Here is an 18,247-nt window from a genome sequence, read left to right on the forward strand (position 1 = left end):
GAAACAGCTTGCCTCTTTGTAAGGAACTCAGGATGAACAAATTGAAATTCGCGGCGCTGGCAGCGGTACTCGTCAGTGGCTCGGCGCTGGCGGAAGTGGATAAAACCGGTTTTTACGTTGGTGGCTCACTCAGCCAGGTAAAGGCTTCAGGTGACGGCGACGGTTCAAGCGACGGCGCGGGTTTTGGCGCCTATGGCGGCTACAACTTCAATGAATGGTTTGGTTTGGAATCCATCATGTTTGTCAGCGGCGATTTGGGTGAGGATGGTGTAGATGTGGGCGCCGGCGCGCTGACCTTTACCCCTAAATTTACCTATCATTTCAACGACACTTTCTCGGCCTATGCCAAGGTGGGTGTGGCGTCCATGGCGCTGGTCGTTGACTATGGCTCGTTTGATCAGGACTTTACCGGTGTAGGTCTGGCATGGGGCGTGGGTATCAACGCGGCACTGACTGAAAACCTGAACCTGCGTCTGAGCTACGATGAGACCCGCGGCGATCTGGACGAAGACAGCTTCTGGTTTGATAACGAGTACTACAATGGTGAAATCGACAACGTGAAGATTTCCCAGGTGGCTCTGGGTCTGCACTACCAGTTCTGATCCTGTTGATGCAGTACATGGCGCCACAGCGCCAATCGAGGGACGCCATGGCGTCCCTTGTTGTTTTTATGGCATAAAATATTGCAACTTTGGTTTCATCCCGCTGGCAACTGGCGTTAAGATAGCCGGACAAATTCAGGGATGTAGCAAGCAATTCAATGGTTTTTGACCCATGTAATGGGCCCTCTGCCAGCGGCTGCTTAGCCCCCAATCAATAAGGGAAGATGATGAAACGCAAAGCCATACTTTTTGCCGCGCTGCTTGCCAGCGTTGCTGCCCCCACATTCGCCGCCAAGGATCTTGGCTTTTACGCTGGCGGTTATGTTGCCAACACCAATCTGGATGACAAAATCGGCGACTTCAACGAGTCTGCCATCGGCCTTGGCGCTTATGGCGGTTACAACTTCAATCCAAGTTTTGGCCTTGAAGTCAGCGCCTTTGGCACCGACAGCTTTATCGACGAAGTGGATTTGCAGGTAGCGGGCTTCACCTTTGCCCCCACAGTGCGCCATGCCTTTACCGATGCGGTGACTGTATATCTCAAGGGCGGCGTGGTGTATCAGGTTATCAGCAGCGATGCCGGCCTTGATGACGATTATCAGGGCACCGGCTATCTGCTCGGCACCGGCGTGGATGTGACCCTGACCGAAAACCTGGCACTGCGGGTATTTTACGAGTTCAGCGAAATCGAGCCTGAGCACGATGAAATGACCAACTACTTCGCCAACACCCGTATGGATCATTACGGCGTGGGTCTGCACTGGCGCTTCTGAGCCAGTTTTTGCAGTAAAAAAGGACGCATGCAGCGTCCTTTTTAATGCCCAAATGGACTAGTCCATCTCCAGCTCTTTTAGCTTGCGGGTTAGAGTATTGCGGCCCCAGCCGAGGCGGCGGGCGGCTTCCTGTTTGTGGCCCTGGGTGTGTTTGAGGGCCACTTCCAGCATGATGCGCTCGAAGGTGGGCTGCATATCGGCGAGCAAATCCGACTCGCCTTCACCGAGGCGCCGGTCGACTATGTCTCTGAGTGCCGATTCCCAATCGCCATCTCCTGTGCTGACGGCGTGATTTATCACGGCGCTGGGTTCTTTCAGCAGCTCTGGCGGCAGATCCTGGGGCAGGATTTCCTGGCCTGAGGCCATCACAGTGAGCCAGCGGCAGGTGTTTTCGAGCTGACGCACGTTACCCGGCCAGGGCAGCTGCGCAAGCTTGATGGCGGTTTCTTTGGCAAGAATTTTGGCTTCGACGCCCATTTCCCGCGCGGCGGCGGCGAGAAAATGGCGCGCCAGTTGGGGGATGTCTTCGCGCCGCTCTTTCAGTGGCGGCAAATGTACCCTAATCACGTTGAGGCGATGGAACAGGTCTTCACGGAACTGGCCCAGCTGCACCAGCCGCTCCAGATCCTGATGGGTGGCGGCGATAATGCGCACATCCACCTGCACCGGCGAGTGGCCGCCCACCCGGTAAAACTGACCATCGGCCAGTACACGCAACAGGCGGGTTTGCACATCCAGCGGCATGTCGCCGATTTCATCCAAAAACAGGGTGCCGCCGTTGGCCTGCTCGAAGCGGCCCTGACGCACGTTGGCCGCGCCGGTAAAGGCGCCTTTTTCGTGGCCAAAGAGTTCGGATTCAATCAGATCCTTGGGGATGGCGGCCATGTTGAGCGCAATAAAAGGTTTGCCTTTGCGCGGGCTGTGTTTGTGCAGAGCGCCGGCGACCAGCTCTTTACCTGTGCCTGACTGGCCGTTGATGAGCACGCTGATGGACGAGCGCGACAGACGGCCGATGGCGCGAAATACTTCCTGCATCGCCGGGGCTTCGCCGATGATTTCCGGCGTTTTTACCGGCTCAGTGCTTGAGGCCTTGGGCGACTGCTCGCTGGCGTGGGCGAGGGAGCGCTCCACCAGTGCTATGGCTTCGTCTATGTCGAAGGGCTTGGGCAGATACTCAAAAGCGCCTGACTGATAGGCGGCCACGGCGCTGTCGAGATCCGAGTGCGCCGTCATGATGATCACCGGAATATGCGGATAGTGGGCGCCGATGCGCTCGAGCAGCGTCAGGCCGTCGGTGCCCGGCATGCGGATGTCGGACACTATCACCTGCGGCTGGCTCAGCTCCAGTGCCTGCCACAGCGACTCGGCAGCGGCAAAGCTGGCGCTGGTGATGTTGGCACTCTTGAGCGCCTTTTCCAGCACCCAGCGGATGGAGCTGTCATCATCGAGGATCCAGACCTGTTCGATATGGTTCATGCTGTCTCCTTCGCCTGTTTATCGGTGCGCAGTGGCAGGGTTATCACAAATTGGGTGTGGCCGGGGGCCGAGTCGCAGTCGATGCGACCGCCGTGCAGCCGGGCAATGTTGTGGGCAATAGACAGCCCAAGCCCAGAACCATGCTCGCGGCCGGTGACCATGGGGTAAAACAGGGTATCCATCAGCTCGGGCGGAATGCCGGGGCCATCGTCGGTGACCGACAGCAGCAGCACCAGCTTGTGGCGCTGGGAGCCAATAGTGACCTGATGGTCGGTGCGGGTGCGCACCGTGATGGTGCCGCCCCGCGGCTCAAGCGCCTGCACCGCGTTTTGCACTATGTTGAGCAGCGCCTGCTGCAGCTGATCCGCGTCCATGTCGATATCGGGGATGGACGGGTCATAATCGCGGCGGATACGGATATTGTCTGGTGTGGATAACTCCACCAGTTTCAGTACCTTCTGGGCGATTTCATGGATGTTGTGCGGCAGATGGGCGGTGGGTTTTTGCGGCCCCAGCAGTTTATCGACCAGCGAGCGCATCCGGTCGGCCTGCTCGATAATCAGGTTGGTAAATTCCTTGAGTGACGGGTCGTCGAGCTCGCGGGCTAGCAGCTGCGCCGCGCCGCGAAGACCGCCCAGGGGATTTTTGATTTCGTGGGCCAGGTTTCGCACCAGAAATTGCGCCGCCTGCTGCTGCGCATCCTGACTGAGCTGCTGGTGAATGCGGCGCTGCTGATCCACCTGGCGCAGTTCGAGCAGGCTCTGGCCCGGGGTATCTTCGAGCGGCACCAGGGTTAAATCCACCGTGTGCTGCTGGCCATCAAACACGATAAGCGTTGCGGTGTTTACCGTCAGGCCGTGGCCTTCGCGCACCGCGTGACTAAGGACATTGGCCGACACTTCCTGCAACTGAAACAGCTCGGTGAGTGGCTGTTCGGTCAGGCGATGGCTGCCCGTGCCAAGCAGCTGTTCGGCGGCGGCATTGGCAAAGCAGGGCCTGAGATTGGCATCGATGACCATGACAGCGGTCACCAGGTGATTGAGCAGGTTTTGTGTATCCATCGGGCCTTCCTGACAAGGTTTGCACCATAATGGTGCACCAATATGGTGCACTCTGCAAGCGTCAGCAAAGGCCCGTGGCGAGGCGAGGCAACTTATAAGTTTATGAAATTATTGTTATTAAAAATTAGTTGCCCGACAAAGGAACCGCCTTGGGTTGCTGCAGCACGCTGGTGCGGTGCAAAAACACAGTTCTGGGCTCACTGGATGCAATCACTTTGCCATTTCGGGCAATGAGTTGCACTTCGATGCTGTGCTCGCCCCGGTCTATGTTGTCGAGATCAAAGAGCGGCAATTCCAGCGGATCGCCCCAGACCTTGCCGTCGAGGCGCAGTACCCACAGGGAGTTGGCGGGGCGCTCAGGCAGGACTTCGGCCATTACCGAGAACTTGCCTTCGTTGCTGCGAATGGTCGCGTCCTTATCGGGTGCCAGAATATTGATTTGATATTCAATGGCCTCGGCCTTTTTGACCACAGGCAAGGTGCCAAGCGGCTTATCCATGGAGATTTGATTGGCTGAGGATTCCTGCAGCTCAACCACTTCGGCATTCGGGTGAGGTTTGTCACTGAAATGGACGTTGCCGTCTTTGTCGACCCACTTGTAGACGGTGGCGTGGCTGGCAAGGCTCAAGCTGAGCAGGCCAAGAAGGGTGAGGGTGCGCATGGTCCGGTTCCCTGTGGTGAATTCTTGGCTAAAGATAGCGCCTTTTGCGCGGAAAATCATGGGATTCTGATCTTCCGCGCGGCGTCATTGGATCAGAGGTAGCTGCACAGGTATTCGGAGACTTCGTCGGTGCGGATAGAGAAGCTGACATCGGCATCCAAATCGAAGGTTGTGCCTTCGCCATAGGGTTTCCACTCGCTTTGGCCGGGCAGCAGCACATCGAATTTACCGCTCAGCACCTGCATTTTTTCCGGTTGGCTGGTGGAAAATTCATACTCTCCGGGCAGCACCACACCTATGGTTTGTTTTTCGGCGCCGACATAAATGGCGCGGCTGGTGACCTTGCCGTCAAAATATACATTGGCCTTGAGAGCAACATTCACATTTTCCAGCGTTTTCATCGAAAGGATACTCCTGATTATGCGTTTTTTGTGAATATATAGTCATTTTTGGTCGAGGTCTACTGAAGTTTATTTGTGTTACTAAGGTTAACAGAATGACATAGCTTGCACAGAAGCCGGGCTTTTCTTAAGTTGTAATTCATCGCACCGGCTTAATATCGCGCGTTTAATTTTAAAAAGCGATGCAATCAGGGGAGCAGGCACATGAACACAAATCACACCGCCCAGGCGGGCGGGGTACTTGGCAAACTACTGAATGGGATAGAAAAGGCGGGCAATAAACTGCCGGATCCTGCGGTGATCTTTCTGCTCGCCATGATGCTTATCTGGGTGCTTTCAGCCATTTTCAGCCAGTTTCAGTTTTCTGCCATCGACCCGCGCACCGGCGAAGCGATAGTGGTGCATAACCTGCTGACCGGCGATGCGCTGGCAGGCTTCCTGTCCAACATGGTCAAGACCTTTACCACCTTTGCGCCGCTTGGTGTGGTGCTGGTGGCCATGCTCGGCGTGGGCGTGGCCGAGCATTCGGGTTTTATCAACACCGGCCTTAAGCTGATGCTCAAGGTGACGCCGGCCAAGCTTCTGACCCCGTCCATCATCCTGATTGCCATCGTCAGCCACACCGCCACCGACGCGGGTTACGTGCTGGTTATTCCGCTTGCCGGGGTGATTTTTTACGCCATGGGTCGCCATCCGCTCGCGGGTATTGCCGCGGCGTTTGCCGGGGTGTCCGGCGGCTTTGGAGCCAACTTTGTGCCCTCGGGGCTCGACCCCCTGCTGCAAAGCTTTACCCAGAGCGCGGCGCAGATCATCGACCCGAATATCTCGGTTAACCCGCTCAATAACTGGTTTTTTGCCTCGGCCTCGAGCCTGCTGATTGTGCTGCTGGGCTGGTATCTGACCGACAAGGTGATTGAGCCGCGCTTGGCTAACACCCCGATTGATGGGGATACCTCAAATCTGCCCAAGTTCGATGAAGTCGGCCGCCGTGAAAAGCAGGGCTTTTTCTTGGCCGTGAGTGTGATGGTGGCGGGGCTTGCGCTCCTGTATCTGGCGGCAAGCCCGGCCGATTCACCCCTTCGCGCTAAAAGTGGCGCGCTGTCGGATTTCAGCGCGCCGCTGATGCAATCGATAGTGCCACTGATTTTCCTGCTGTTCTGGATCCCGGGCGCCGTGTATGGCTTTTATGTTGGCAGCTTTAAGAAAAGCAAAGACATGATAGATGCAATGTCCAAGTCCATGGGCAGCATGGCCTATTACATCGTTATGGCCTTCTTCTGTGCCCTGTTTATTGCAGCGTTCAGCACGTCAAACCTTGGCGCGTTGCTCGCCATTGAAGGCGCCGAAGTGCTCAAGGCGCTGGCACTGCCAAGCGCGGTGACCATAGTCGGCATTATCTTCCTTACCGCCTTTGTGAACCTGTTTGTCGGTTCAAGTTCGGCCAAGTGGGCGCTGCTTGGCCCTATTTTTGTGCCCATGCTGATGCAGCTCAACATTTCCCCCGACCTGACTCAGGCGGCCTATCGTGTCGGTGATTCGGCATCGAATATCGTTACTCCGCTGATGCCTTACTTCCCGCTGGTGGTAGTGTATTGCCAGAAGTATGTGAAAAACACCGGTATCGGCACGCTTATCGCCATGATGCTGCCCTACTCACTGGTATTTTTGGTGGGCTGGACCGCCTTCCTGCTGCTGTACTGGAGCCTTGGCCTGCCGCTTGGGTTGCAGGCGAGCTACACCTACGGCCTGTAAGCGTCATCCTGAAAAAAACGCCCGCAATCGCGGGCGTTTTTGTTAGTTAGGGGCTTTGGTTCTCAGCCAGCCTGTGATGGCAAATCGTGGCGCTCGGGCAAAGGGCGCGATAAAGCTGACCGAGTGGGGATGATGCACATCAAACAGGGCCAGATTGTTGAAACTCGGCACCCAGGAATCCTTCATCTCTCCATCCTGATGAAAGAAGTGCAGTATGCCGCCCCAATCCGGATGCCACTGCGGCGTAAAGCCAAAGACATAGGCTATCCGTCGCCCTTCAGCTTCAACCACATCGTTGTGCCGGGTTAAAAAATTGCCCGGCACGTAGCGTGTGGCCTGGGCAGAGGCGTAAATAAGGTTTTGCTCACCGGTCAGCTCTCCAAGCAGGCTTAAGGTGGCCGGCTGATTCATAAACTGATGAAACTGCTTCAGCAGCGGCGCCGTCGGCATGCGGTTTTGTTTGTCGATGTAGTGGCTGCCGTACCAAAAGCCTATGCCTTGACTGGCGTTTTGCATCACGCTTTGTTGCATTGCCTTTTGCTCGGCCGGCGGCATGGCGCGGATGTCGGCATCCAGCAGCCGCACGGGGCGGCCTGCGTAATACAGGGCATTGTCAAACTCGGTTTGTTTTAGGGTTTCAAAGATAGTTGCGGCGGTATCTGCGTGCCAGACCGAAGCAATGTTGATGCGCCGGTCCTGGGCAAATTGCTCACGCAGCGAGTCCAATCGGGACTCAAGTTGCAGGGAAAGGGTAGGGTTCATGATTTGAGCCTCTTTTTTAGGATGAATCACCCTACCACATTCCATTTTCAGACCATTAACGTTTTCGCCAAATGCTCATTTCCGACAGGCTGTGCTGGAACTTGCGCTTGGTTTCGCGGATGACGAAGGGCACTTCTTTCACCGCCACCAGTTCAAAGTGCGGGATAAGGGTTTCGGTGAGGCCATCGAGGGTGGTGAAGTTCTCGCCGTTAACCTTGATGCCGCCGAGCCAGTTGGCCTTGGGGGTATAGTCTTCAAGCCAGGTGTACGGCGAGGCAATCACCAGATAGCCGCCCTGATTGATGCGCTGATGAATGTGAGCGAGGAAGGCCTTGGGTTCACTCAAACGGTCAATCAGATTGGAGGCGTACACCAAATCGTAGCCACTGAAGCGCGGCTTAAGGTTAAGCGCATCGCCCTGGAGGAAGTCGATTTTGTGTTTTACCTCGCTGTAACCCAGGGTTGCAAGCGATGCGGTGCGGTACTCCACCAGGTCGCCTTCGGTGCGGATGGTGTAGCGCTTCTCGCCCTGCTCTTTAAGGGCGTAAGCCTGCTGAATAAAGCGGGCGGAGAAATCGATGGCATCGACCGCATCAAAATGGCGTGCCAGCTCGAAGCTGGCGCGGCCCACCGAGCAGCCGATATCCAGCGCTTTGGTGTGGCGCTCGAGGTTGATTTCAGCCAGCGCGTCCTGCACCCCTTTAACGCAGAAATTGGCTACACCGAAGTATTCGCGGCCGTAATGGAATTCGAGGTACTGGGAAATCAGCTCATCGGTTTCATACACATTCACCTTGACGCCCTCGTCGGGTGACTGGCTGGATTCGACATAGCGAAAACCGGCGTGCTGATAGAAGTGGCGGCGAAAGGCATAGCGGGAGGCTGCAATCGCTTCATTGCCGGTAGAGATCCAACTGCCGCCCTTGATGAGGTTGTGCTTGCCATCAAAGGTGGGAGTGGAGAAGTCATCATACAGCGGGTGCACGGCAAAGCCGGGGAAGCCGTCGATGGGGGTTTCGGTCCATTGCCACACATTGCCGACCAGATCGAAAAAGCGTCCCTGGCGGAAACGGTTCACCGGGCAGGAAGAGGCGTAATGGGCGAGGTTAATGTTGCCCGGCACTTCACGCCAGGCAGGCGCTTTGCCGATGGCGGTCATATCGCCCTCAAGTTCTTGGCGCAGCATATACCACTCGGCCTCGGTGGGCAGGCGGATGCTGCGCTCCGTGGTTGCCGCTTTCCAATTGCAAAAGGCTTTGGCTTCGAGCTGATTCACTTCCACCGGCCAGTTCAGTGGCAGCGGAATTTCGCGGCACAGGTTACGCTGATACCAGCGGCCAGCATCAAAGCGCCAGAAGCGCGGCATTTGCGCCTTGGAAAATTCGCGCCAGGCGTTGCCTTCATCGCTCCACCATTTGCCGTCCTGATAACCGCCAGCTTCGACAAAGGCCATAAACTCGCCGTTGGAGACCAGCTTTTCGCTGGCGCGAAAATCACTGACCCGGCACAGCCTGTGGCCGTATTCGTTGTCCCAGCCATAGGTCTGGTCTTCTTCGGATTTACCAAGGCCGATATCGCCGCCTTTGACCTGAATAAGTGGGTTGTCAGGCGCTGCGCCCTGGTCATGGCATTCAGGCCAGGCGCCTGATGGGCTGACATCCTCAAGCGGCAACTGACGGATAATCACCGACGACGTTTCGAGGTGAATGCGCTCGTGCTCTATACCCATCAAAACCACCCAGGCAAGGCTCTGCTGGCTGATTGGCAGCTCCAGCGGCATGGTGTCGATAAGCTTATCCACCAGGTCGCGCACTGTGTCCCGATAGGCGCGAACCTCACTGACTTTGGGCCAGTCGTAGTGGGCCTCGTTTAAATCATCCCAGGACATTTCATCCACACCGATGGCAAACATCGACTCAAAATGATCGTTGATGCGCTCGTCTATGTATTTGCCCAGCTTGAGCTTATTGATAAAAAAGGTGGCGGTGTGGCCGAAGTAAAATATCAGCGGATGACGCAGTGGCTCGGCCTTTTTGTAATAGGCATCGTCATTGGCGATAAGGGAAAACAGCGACTCGTACTGCGCCCAGCTGTTGTGGAAATAGGCCTTGATTTCGGTGCGCTTGGCGTGAACATCCACACCTGTGAGGCTGGGGGTAGGCAAGGCGGTAAAAGGTTCCATTGTGTGTCTGTTCCCTCGTTAAGGCTGAAACTGTGCCGGGTGCGGCTCGGGTATGCAGGCATACGAGCGGGCTGGCGCGCAAGATCACCGGGCTTGAACTGTTTTAATGGCAGTCAAACTGTTTTGATGGCATGCAAACTGTAAAGACCCGTGCGCCCGGGCTTTGCTTTCAACCTGCCTCGGGTTTTGCGTTCAGCTCACGTTGCATGAGCTTGGCTTGCATGACATTGGCTTCGATCGCGTTGTCTTTGATGTCAGTCGTAAAAGGCCGCAGCGGGCGGCATCAGCCGGCTAAGTCGCCGACAATGACCACGCCTTCGCTGGCGCTGACCATGCCATCTTCAACGTCAATCGCATCGCCATCACCAAGCAGATACAGTTCGCCCTGGGTTTGGCTAAGCTTGATTTCATCCGCCATGGCGGCCTTGTTTTGCACATGCACCAGCAGCTGAAACGGCACCAGACCGAGGGCTGCTGTGGTTTGAAATGGCATCACGGCTTCATCGCCGCAGTAAACCGCAGTGGCTATGTCAGGCGTCATCAACATGGCGCCAGCACTCACGCCGACCAGATGGCCACCACCGGCGACAAAGGCCTGCAGCCGCGGGATCAGGCCGCTTGCACCAAGATTGTGCAGATATTCAAAGGTATTGCCGCCACAAAGATGGATGATGTCGCAGTCAAACAGCGGCTCGTACAGTTCGCAATCGGGGCCATGAATGGGCTCGGCAAAGGCAATGATTTCGGCTCCGAGCGAATCGTACAGCTCGACGATGGGCGCAAAATACTCCCGGGTTGGGTCGGCGGTGGCGGCCAGATAGCCAACACTTGGGCGCTTGCCGCGTTTGCCAAGCCAGCGTTTCAACGCCTCGAGGCTGGCGCTGTGGTGGGTATCATTCAGTAAAAGCAGAGACATGCAAACCTCCTCCTTAACGTGAATCTGTTGCTTGCCGTGGCCTGTTCAGCCCTTGATGCGGTACGGATCGTCGCTGAGCAAATATTGCCGTAATTCGGCACGATTCGGCTGCGTGGCAAGCCAGGCGCGAATGCGCTTAAGCTCCTGATAATTGGCGTCGCCGAATTTGCTGCGGTAATGGTCGGCGAAATTTAGCTCAGTCTGACTTTGTTTGAGCTTAAGTTGCCAGCCTTCGGTGACAAGCAGATTAAGGCAACTGGCAAGCCCGAGGGATTTGAGCAGCGGCCACTCGCCTTTATCAAGCCATACCCCGCCGACGGCGGCGCTGTAGTCGAGCCTGTGCTCGGTATCCGTGCTGATTTTAAGCTTGCGCATTAGGGTGTGGCTGACCGGGCAAAACAGCGCCATCGGGCTGTCTTCGCTTTCTTCCAGCGCGGTGATGGCGGCAAATTCCCGCTCTGGATGCGCCTGTTTCCAGCTGACAAAGTCGCTTATCAGCACCCAGTGGCCGCCGCAGTGATTACAGCGATGGGCGATAAAAAGATCATCGAGCCGGGTCGGAACCAGGCTGCCGCGTTTGCAGGCGCTACAGTGCATCATCAATCCTTGCTGAAATCATCCAAACCGCAAAAAGCTCGCGGGCGAGATCTCAGCCTAGGGGATTTTTATCCCGAGCTCAAGTTCAGTCACTGCGCTTTACAGTAAGGGTAAAGCACTGCGGCTAAAGGTTTGTTTCAGCACCACAGTCGATTCGATGGCGGCCACATAGGGCAGGCTGCCGAGGGATTTTTTGACAAAGCGTTCGTAGGCGAGCAGGTCGCGGGCGACGATTTTCAGCAGGTAATCGTGACCGCCGGTGATGACGGAGCACTCCATCACCTCGGGCAGCAGCTCAACCGCCTGCTCGAAGCGCTCGGCTGCGCTGAAGGAGTTTTCCGACAGCCGCAGCGAGGCATACACAATCACCTCAAAACCTGCCTTGCGGGGGTCGAGCTGCGCCGTGTAACCGCTGATATAGCCTTCCTGCTCGAGGCGGCGGATACGTCGAAGGCAGGGGGTATCCGACAGGCCTACCGAGGTGGCAAGGTCGGTTACGCTCTGGCGGCCATCGCGCTGCAATGCGCACAGGATAGCGAGATCTTTTTTATCCAGTTCTGACATGTGAGTGAAAATCACTAAAAAGAAATTAACTGGTATCGATTGTCACTCAAAGCGGCCGGTTTGTCCGCAGGCTTTGTTGAAAAAACCTCCATTGCCTGTGCTAGTCTGGTAGCAACCATGCCCGCCAACCGGCACAAGCAGCCTATCCTTCGCCGCAGGCAAAGTACTCGAGCGCGAATGGCAGGCGCCGACGGCGCGACATGACGGCGCATCAGGAGAATAACAATGAAACACATGACGCTGAACGTGGAAGCCTTCGATGACTGGCTTAGAACCCGTTTTGTTGAACTGAATAACGAGCTTGAGTCCCTCTATTGGCTGCAGACCGACCGCGCCAATGTGCAGGGCATAGGCGAAGCGACCAAAGCCGCACTGGTCGATGAGGGGCGGATGCTTATCAGCGCGCTGCTTGATGAGGGCAACACAGACGAAGGTTTTGATGCTGCGTTTGATTTGCTCGGCAACGTGGGGCTTTACATGGCGGCCTGTCGGCGCCACGAAATCACCGAGCCTTCGCGGGAAACCCACTCGCCGCTGGTGGAGGCCTCGGCGCTGGCGATGCACATAGGCGCGTCCATCGGTGTGACGCCGCGTTTTGCCACCGCGCACCTCACCACCCACAACATGGCCCGTGGCGGTAAGTACAAACGCTTTACCGACTTGCACGATGAGCGTTTGTTTGTGGATTACAACACCAAGGGCATTCTGGGCTACAAGCGCGCCGCAGATGCGCTGCTGAAAATCCTGCCGCTGGGGATTTCCCACCCAATCAGCGCCGAACTGCTGCGGGTGGCGCGTCAGGCGCTGCAGGATGTGATGGACTCCAATACTACCCTGTTCCATGAGCTCGACACCGACCGCTTTTTCTATTGTGTTCGCCCTTATTACAAGCCCTACCGGGTCGGCAGCCAGGTGTACCGCGGCGCCAATGCCGGCGACTTTGCCGGCATCAATGTCATCGATATGCTGCTGGGGCTGTGCTATGCCAACGAGCCCTCGTATTCCCAGATGCTGGTGGATAAGTTCCTGTATATGATGCCGGAAGATCAGGCGATTCTGCGCGATTGCATGCGTCGTACCAGCCTGATGGATTACTTTTTGCGGGCCACCGGCAGCCACAAGGAGAGCTGGTATCAGGAAAACCTGCGACTGTTCCTTGAGGTGTGCGAGCTCCACGGTCAGACCGCGATTCAGCATCACGATCAGCTGGTGCAAAAGTACATTTGTGAGCCCTCGGTCGATATCCAGCAGCAACACCTGGCCAAAGTCACCGCCAGCGGCCCACCGCTGCATGTGCTCATTGGTTCCCTCGAAAAACTGCGTGACCGCCGCGCGGCGGTGAAGCGCAGCGATATTCGTACCGCCTGGCAGGACATTGCCCGCCTTAAAGCCACTCTGGATTAACGCCACTCTGGATTAACACCATGGACTACAAATCGCAGTTTTATTTGCCCGAAGGTCGTTATCTGCTCAATCACTCGGTAGGAAGGCCGCTGTTATCGGCCAAAGCGGGTTTTGAAGCGGATTTCTGGCGGCCCTGGTGCGACAGCGGCCGTGAGCCATGGGGCCATTGGCTCAATGCGATAGAGGCATTTCGTGAGGCACTTGCAAGGCTGTTTGATGGCGATAAAGCCGATTTTTGCCCTCAGGTGAACCTGTCATCGGCACTGACCAAGCTGTTAATGTCGCACCCACGGCTTAATCGCGTCGGCGCGCGGGTGCTGATGTGTGAAGAAGATTTTCCCTCCATGGGCTTTGCGGTGCAAAAGGCGCTGCCAAAGGCGCAGATTCGCTTTATCCCGCAGGGGCAGGATTTGACCGATGCCAATGTGTGGCAGCAATACCTGGATGCAGAGCTGGATCTGGTGTTTATCAGCCATGCCTTTTCGAACCTTGGCGTGCTTGCGCCAGTGGCTGACATCGTCGGCCGCTGCCGTGAACTTGGGGTGCTGTCGCTGGTGGATGTGGCGCAGTCGGCTGGGGTGGTGCCACTGTCGCTCACTGAGCTTGCGCCCGACTTTCTGATTGGCTCCTCGGTCAAGTGGCTCTGCGGCGGCCCGGGGGCGGCGTATCTTTGGGTAAATCCAGTGCGGATAAATGAGTGCGAGCCGATAGATGTGGGCTGGTTTTCCCACGAAAATCCGTTTGAGTTCAATATTCATCACTTTCAAAGCCATCCGTCGGCGCTGAAGTTTTGGGGCGGCACACCGTCGGTGGCGCCCTTTGTGCTGGCATCCCACAGCATCAACTGGTTCGCCAACCTGGGTGAAAAATACGTTCGCGCTCATAATCAGGCTTTGGTATCAATGCTTTATGATTTAATGCACCAATATGGTGCGAGTGACTCGGCGGTAAGTTCGACGTCAAAGTTGATGGTAAGCACAGTGCCCGCCGAGCGGCGCAGTGGCACCGCCATCCTCGACTTTGGCGATGACAACGATGTGGTGATGGCAAGGCTCAGCGAAGCCAATATCAGCGTGGATAAGCGCCGTTACGGGCTTAGGGTGTCGCCGCACCTGTATAACGATGGGGCCGATATTGCCGCCTTTATCGACTGCGTGCAGGGCGCGCTTAAACGTTAGAGCTGATGCCGCCCTGCTGCAGCTGGCGTGTGTAACGCCCCAAAAATAAACGCCCCGGACCTGAGTCCGGGGCGTCTTTTTTATGCGCCGGTTGCCCGGCGCCCTGTAGGGTATTACAGGCTGTAATACATTTCGAACTCGAGTGGGTGAGTGGTGCGGTTCACGCGCTCGGCTTCAGCGGTCTTCAGTGCGATGTAGGCATCGATGAAGTCGTTGGTGAATACGCCACCCTTGGTCAGGAACTCGCGGTCAGCATCCAGTGCAGCCAGGGCTACGTCCAGAGACTCGGCAACCTGTGGGATCTCGGCCGCTTCTTCAGCTGGCAGGTCGTACAGATCTTTGTCCATGGCATCGCCAGGGTGGATCTTGTTCTGGATACCGTCCAGACCAGCCATCAGCAGAGCGGCGAAGCCCAGGTATGGGTTGGCAGTTGGGTCTGGGAAGCGGGTCTCGATACGACGGGCTTTCGGGCTTGGAACCACTGGGATACGGATAGAAGCAGAGCGGTTACGGGCAGAGTAGGCCAGCATAACTGGAGCTTCGAAGTGTGGCACCAGACGCTTGTAAGAGTTGGTGCTTGGGTTGGTGAACGCGTTCAGGGCACGGGCGTGCTTGATGATACCGCCGATGTAGTACAGGGCAGTTTCAGACAGACCGCCGTACTTGTCGCCGGCAAACAGGTTCACGCCATCTTTGGCCAGAGACTGGTGTACGTGCATACCAGAGCCGTTGTCACCAACGATTGGCTTTGGCATGAAGGTGGCAGTTTTGCCGTAAGCGTGGGCCATGTTGTGCACCACGTACTTCAGTACCTGGATTTCGTCAGCTTTCTTGGTCAGGGTGTTGAAACGGGTAGCGATTTCGTTCTGACCGGCAGTGGCCACTTCGTGGTGGTGAGCTTCAACCACCTGACCCATTTCTTCCAGCACCAGACACATGGCAGAGCGCAGGTCCTGAGAAGAGTCAACCGGAGCAACCGGGAAGTAACCGCCCTTCACGAATGGACGGTGACCTGTGTTGCCACCTTCGTATTCGGTACCTGAGTTCCAGGCAGCTTCTTTGGCGTCGATCTTCACGAAACAGCCGCTCATGTCGGTGCCGAAACGTACGTCGTCGAACAGGAAGAATTCTGGCTCTGGGCCTACCAGTACGGTGTCGGCGATGCCAGTGGCACGCAGGTATTCTTCAGCGCGCTTGGCGATAGAACGTGGGTCACGGTCGTAACCCTGCATGGTGCCTGGCTCGAGAACGTCACAGCGGATGATGGCAGTGGTTTCTTCGGTGAAGGGGTCCAGTACGAAAGTGCTTGGATCTGGCATCAGCACCATGTCGGATTCGTTAATGGTTTTCCAACCGGCGATAGAAGAACCGTCGAACATTTTGCCGTCTTCGAAGAAATCGGCATCTACCTGATGGGTAGGGATAGAAACGTGCTGCTCTTTACCCTTGGTATCGGTAAAACGCAGATCAACGAACTTTACTTCCAGGTCTTTCAACTGCTTCAACACATTTTCAAATGACATGCTCGAGTCTCCGGTAGGGTAAAGGGGCATCCCTTAATCAATAATTTTGTTGTCGTGCTGCCAGCGTGAGCGGCTTGCCCGAATCGTGGCACAGATAAAGCGAGTAGCGTGCCAAAGTTTCAACTTGTTGATTTTAAAGAAATGCAAAAGGATTGCTTGCCGAGAATAGGGCGGGGTTGCACTGGTCTGGTGCGGCATCTGCACCAAAATGGTGCTTGCACTTTGTTTGTGCGTTGATTTGGTGCAGCAGGGCAAGGCCAGGATCTCCCAAACGGCCAAAAAATAATCCTGTCCGAGAGGACGCTGCTAGAGTAGAATGGCACGCTTTTTAACGCAAGGGTCCCGGGAATAGTTCAGAAAACCGTCATATTCCCTCACCCCGCCGGTGTTAATCCGGCCGTTCCGCGGCTTGCCCGAATCGGAACAACGCACACTGAAACAAGATGGTAAGAGGCTAACCGTGTTAGAAAATTTGCGTAACATCGCCATTATTGCCCACGTTGACCATGGTAAAACTACCCTGGTTGACAAGCTGCTCTCCCAGTCCGGCACCCTTGAAAGCCGTGGCGAAGCCACCGAGCGCGTGATGGACTCCAACGACCTGGAAAAAGAGCGTGGCATCACCATTCTGGCGAAGAACACTGCCATCAAGTGGAATGACTATCGTATCAACATCGTGGACACCCCCGGCCACGCCGACTTCGGCGGTGAGGTTGAGCGCGTACTGTCCATGGTGGACTCAGTTCTCCTGCTGGTTGACGCCGTAGACGGCCCGATGCCACAGACCCGTTTCGTAACCAAGAAGGCATTCGCCCAGGGCCTCAAGCCTATCGTGGTTATCAACAAAATCGACCGTCCGGGCGCCCGTCCTGATTGGGTTATCGACCAGGTATTCGACCTGTTCGACAACCTCGGCGCGACCGACGAGCAGCTGGATTTCCCAATCGTTTACGCCTCTGCGCTGAACGGTTTTGCCACTCTGGATCCAGACGTACACAGCGACGACATGACCCCGCTGTTCCAGACCATCGTTGAGAAAGTATCTCCACCGGACGCTGACGGCGACGGCGCGTTCCAGATGCAGATTTCTCAGCTGGACTACAACAGCTACGTGGGCGTTATCGGTGTAGGCCGTATCAAGCGCGGCAGCGTGAAGACCAACCAGCAGGTAACTGTTGTTGGTGCCGACGGCAAGACCCGTAACGGTAAAATAGGTCAGGTGCTGGGCTACATGGGCCTGGAGCGTCATGAAGTGGCCGTGGCCAACGCCGGTGACATCGTTGCCGTGACTGGTCTGGGCGAGCTGAAAATCTCCGACACCATCTGCGCCGCCGGCAACGTTGAGGCCCTGCCTCCGCTGTCTGTTGACGAGCCAACCCTGACCATGACCTTCCAGGTAAACACCTCTCCGTTTGCCGGTAAAGAAGGTAAGTACGTGACTTCACGTAACATCCTTGAGCGTCTGCAACAGGAACTGGTTCACAACGTGGCCCTGCGTGTAGAAGAAACCGACAGCCCTGACCGTTTCCGCGTGTCTGGCCGTGGTGAACTGCACCTGTCTATCCTGATTGAAAACATGCGCCGCGAAGGTTACGAGCTGGCGGTATCCCGTCCAGAAGTAATCATCAAGACCATAGACGGTGAGAAATGTGAGCCGTTCGAAACCCTGACCGTAGACGTGGAAGAAGAGCATCAGGGCAGCATCATCGAGAAGCTGGGTACCCGTAAAGCTGACATGAAAGACATGCAGCTGGATGGCAAGGGTCGTGTGCGTATCGACTTCGTTATCCCAAGCCGTGGCCTGATTGGCTTCCAGACCGAGTTCATGACTGCGACCTCTGGTACTGGTCTGTTGTACCACACCTTCGACCACTACGGTCCATACAAGGGTGGTGACATCGGCCAGCGCGCCAACGGCGTACTGATCTCCAACGCCACCGGTAAGGCGCTGACCTTCGCCCTGTTCGGTCTGCAGGACCGCGGTCGTCTGCTCATCGGCCACGCCGCTGAAGTTTACGAAGGCCAGGTGATCGGTATCCACAGCCGTTCAAACGACCTGACTGTAAACTGCCTCAAGGGCAAGCAGCTGACCAACATGCGTGCCTCTGGTACTGACGAAGCTCAGGTACTGACGCCGCACATCCAGATGACCCTAGAACAGGCGCTTGAGTTCATCGATGACGACGAACTGGTAGAAGTAACTCCTCAGAGCATCCGCGTGCGTAAGAAGTTCCTCACTGAGAACGATCGTAAGCGCGCCAGCCGTCAGGGCTGATAGCGACTGAGTAATAAAAAACCCCGGCCTGCCGGGGTTTTTTATTGCCGCTTATTCAAGCGCTTATTCAAGCGCCGAACCATGAAGTTGTCGCTGCGGAATTTAACCGGCTGACGATAA

17 protein-coding genes are annotated in these 18,247 nt (G+C 56.2%); 6 read left to right on the forward strand and 11 right to left on the reverse strand.

The window, feature by feature from the left end; all coding sequences use genetic code 11:
- Positions 1 to 32: 32 nt before the first annotated feature.
- On the forward strand, positions 33 to 602 hold the full coding sequence (locus tag KJI95_RS12070) for a porin family protein (RefSeq protein WP_214507458.1): 570 nt from the start codon (positions 33 to 35) through the stop codon (positions 600 to 602).
- Between the two features lie 224 nt (positions 603 to 826).
- Entirely contained in the window at positions 827 to 1,375 is a 549-nt protein-coding gene (locus KJI95_RS12075; protein ID WP_250885795.1) for a porin family protein, read from the forward strand.
- A gap of 57 nt (positions 1,376 to 1,432) precedes the next feature.
- On the opposite strand, the gene glnG is transcribed toward KJI95_RS12075, so the two are convergent.
- From glnG to ppnP, 4 genes are all read right to left on the reverse strand, one after another.
- Complete coding sequence (gene glnG, locus KJI95_RS12080) at positions 1,433 to 2,851, reverse strand: nitrogen regulation protein NR(I) (RefSeq protein ID WP_214507459.1); 1,419 nt, start codon at positions 2,849 to 2,851, stop codon at positions 1,433 to 1,435.
- Complete coding sequence (glnL, locus tag KJI95_RS12085; RefSeq protein ID WP_214507460.1) at positions 2,848 to 3,912, reverse strand: nitrogen regulation protein NR(II); 1,065 nt, start codon at positions 3,910 to 3,912, stop codon at positions 2,848 to 2,850. Before glnL ends, glnG begins: the two co-directional genes overlap by 4 nt.
- A 124-nt stretch (positions 3,913 to 4,036) precedes the next feature.
- Entirely contained in the window at positions 4,037 to 4,573 is a 537-nt protein-coding gene (locus KJI95_RS12090; protein WP_214507461.1) for a DUF4124 domain-containing protein, read from the reverse strand.
- Positions 4,574 to 4,665: 92 nt separating this feature from the next.
- A complete protein-coding gene (gene ppnP, locus KJI95_RS12095; protein ID WP_214507462.1) occupies positions 4,666 to 4,974 on the reverse strand; it encodes a pyrimidine/purine nucleoside phosphorylase in 309 nt (102 codons plus the stop codon).
- Between the two features lie 204 nt (positions 4,975 to 5,178).
- On the opposite strand from ppnP, the gene KJI95_RS12100 reads away from it, so the two are divergent.
- Positions 5,179 to 6,726 (forward strand): AbgT family transporter, encoded by a 1,548-nt coding sequence (locus KJI95_RS12100; protein WP_214507463.1) that lies wholly within the window; start codon positions 5,179 to 5,181, stop codon positions 6,724 to 6,726.
- Between the two features lie 42 nt (positions 6,727 to 6,768).
- On the opposite strand, the gene KJI95_RS12105 is transcribed toward KJI95_RS12100, so the two are convergent.
- From KJI95_RS12105 to KJI95_RS12125, 5 genes are all read right to left on the reverse strand, one after another.
- Positions 6,769 to 7,488 (reverse strand): 2OG-Fe(II) oxygenase family protein, encoded by a 720-nt coding sequence (locus KJI95_RS12105; protein ID WP_214507464.1) that lies wholly within the window; start codon positions 7,486 to 7,488, stop codon positions 6,769 to 6,771.
- A 55-nt stretch (positions 7,489 to 7,543) separates the two neighbouring features.
- Positions 7,544 to 9,670, reverse strand: a complete 2,127-nt coding sequence (gene ovoA / locus KJI95_RS12110) for a 5-histidylcysteine sulfoxide synthase (RefSeq protein ID WP_214507465.1) — start codon at positions 9,668 to 9,670, stop codon at positions 7,544 to 7,546.
- Positions 9,671 to 9,953: 283 nt separating this feature from the next.
- A complete protein-coding gene (locus KJI95_RS12115; RefSeq protein ID WP_214507466.1) occupies positions 9,954 to 10,586 on the reverse strand; it encodes a Type 1 glutamine amidotransferase-like domain-containing protein in 633 nt (210 codons plus the stop codon).
- Between the two features lie 45 nt (positions 10,587 to 10,631).
- Positions 10,632 to 11,186 carry a TFIIB-type zinc ribbon-containing protein gene (locus tag KJI95_RS12120; RefSeq protein WP_250885796.1) on the reverse strand — a complete coding sequence of 185 codons (555 nt, stop codon included), beginning with the start codon at positions 11,184 to 11,186 and terminating at the stop codon, positions 10,632 to 10,634.
- Between the two features lie 96 nt (positions 11,187 to 11,282).
- A complete protein-coding gene (locus KJI95_RS12125; protein ID WP_214507467.1) occupies positions 11,283 to 11,747 on the reverse strand; it encodes an Lrp/AsnC family transcriptional regulator in 465 nt (154 codons plus the stop codon).
- A gap of 225 nt (positions 11,748 to 11,972) precedes the next feature.
- Between KJI95_RS12125 and KJI95_RS12130 the strand changes: the two genes are divergently transcribed.
- Positions 11,973 to 13,151: a PrnB family protein gene (locus KJI95_RS12130; RefSeq protein WP_214507468.1), complete on the forward strand. Its 1,179-nt coding sequence runs from the start codon at positions 11,973 to 11,975 to the stop codon at positions 13,149 to 13,151.
- 20 nt (positions 13,152 to 13,171) lie between these two features.
- The gene (locus KJI95_RS12135; protein WP_214507469.1) at positions 13,172 to 14,329 is read left to right on the forward strand and encodes an aminotransferase class V-fold PLP-dependent enzyme; all 1,158 of its coding nucleotides are present in this window, start codon (positions 13,172 to 13,174) and stop codon (positions 14,327 to 14,329) included.
- Positions 14,330 to 14,442: 113 nt separating this feature from the next.
- On the opposite strand, the gene glnA is transcribed toward KJI95_RS12135, so the two are convergent.
- Positions 14,443 to 15,852, reverse strand: coding sequence for a glutamate--ammonia ligase (glnA, locus tag KJI95_RS12140; protein WP_214507470.1), 1,410 nt, complete (start codon positions 15,850 to 15,852; stop codon positions 14,443 to 14,445).
- Between the two features lie 33 nt (positions 15,853 to 15,885).
- Positions 15,886 to 16,131, reverse strand: a complete 246-nt coding sequence (locus tag KJI95_RS12145; protein ID WP_214507471.1) for a hypothetical protein — start codon at positions 16,129 to 16,131, stop codon at positions 15,886 to 15,888.
- 181 nt (positions 16,132 to 16,312) lie between these two features.
- On the opposite strand from KJI95_RS12145, the gene typA reads away from it, so the two are divergent.
- Positions 16,313 to 18,127 carry a translational GTPase TypA gene (gene typA / locus KJI95_RS12150; protein ID WP_214507472.1) on the forward strand — a complete coding sequence of 605 codons (1,815 nt, stop codon included), beginning with the start codon at positions 16,313 to 16,315 and terminating at the stop codon, positions 18,125 to 18,127.
- Positions 18,128 to 18,247 lie beyond the last annotated feature (120 nt).

The sequence above is a fragment of the Shewanella jiangmenensis genome (assembly GCF_018596335.1).
GTDB lineage: Bacteria > Pseudomonadota > Gammaproteobacteria > Enterobacterales > Shewanellaceae > Shewanella > Shewanella jiangmenensis.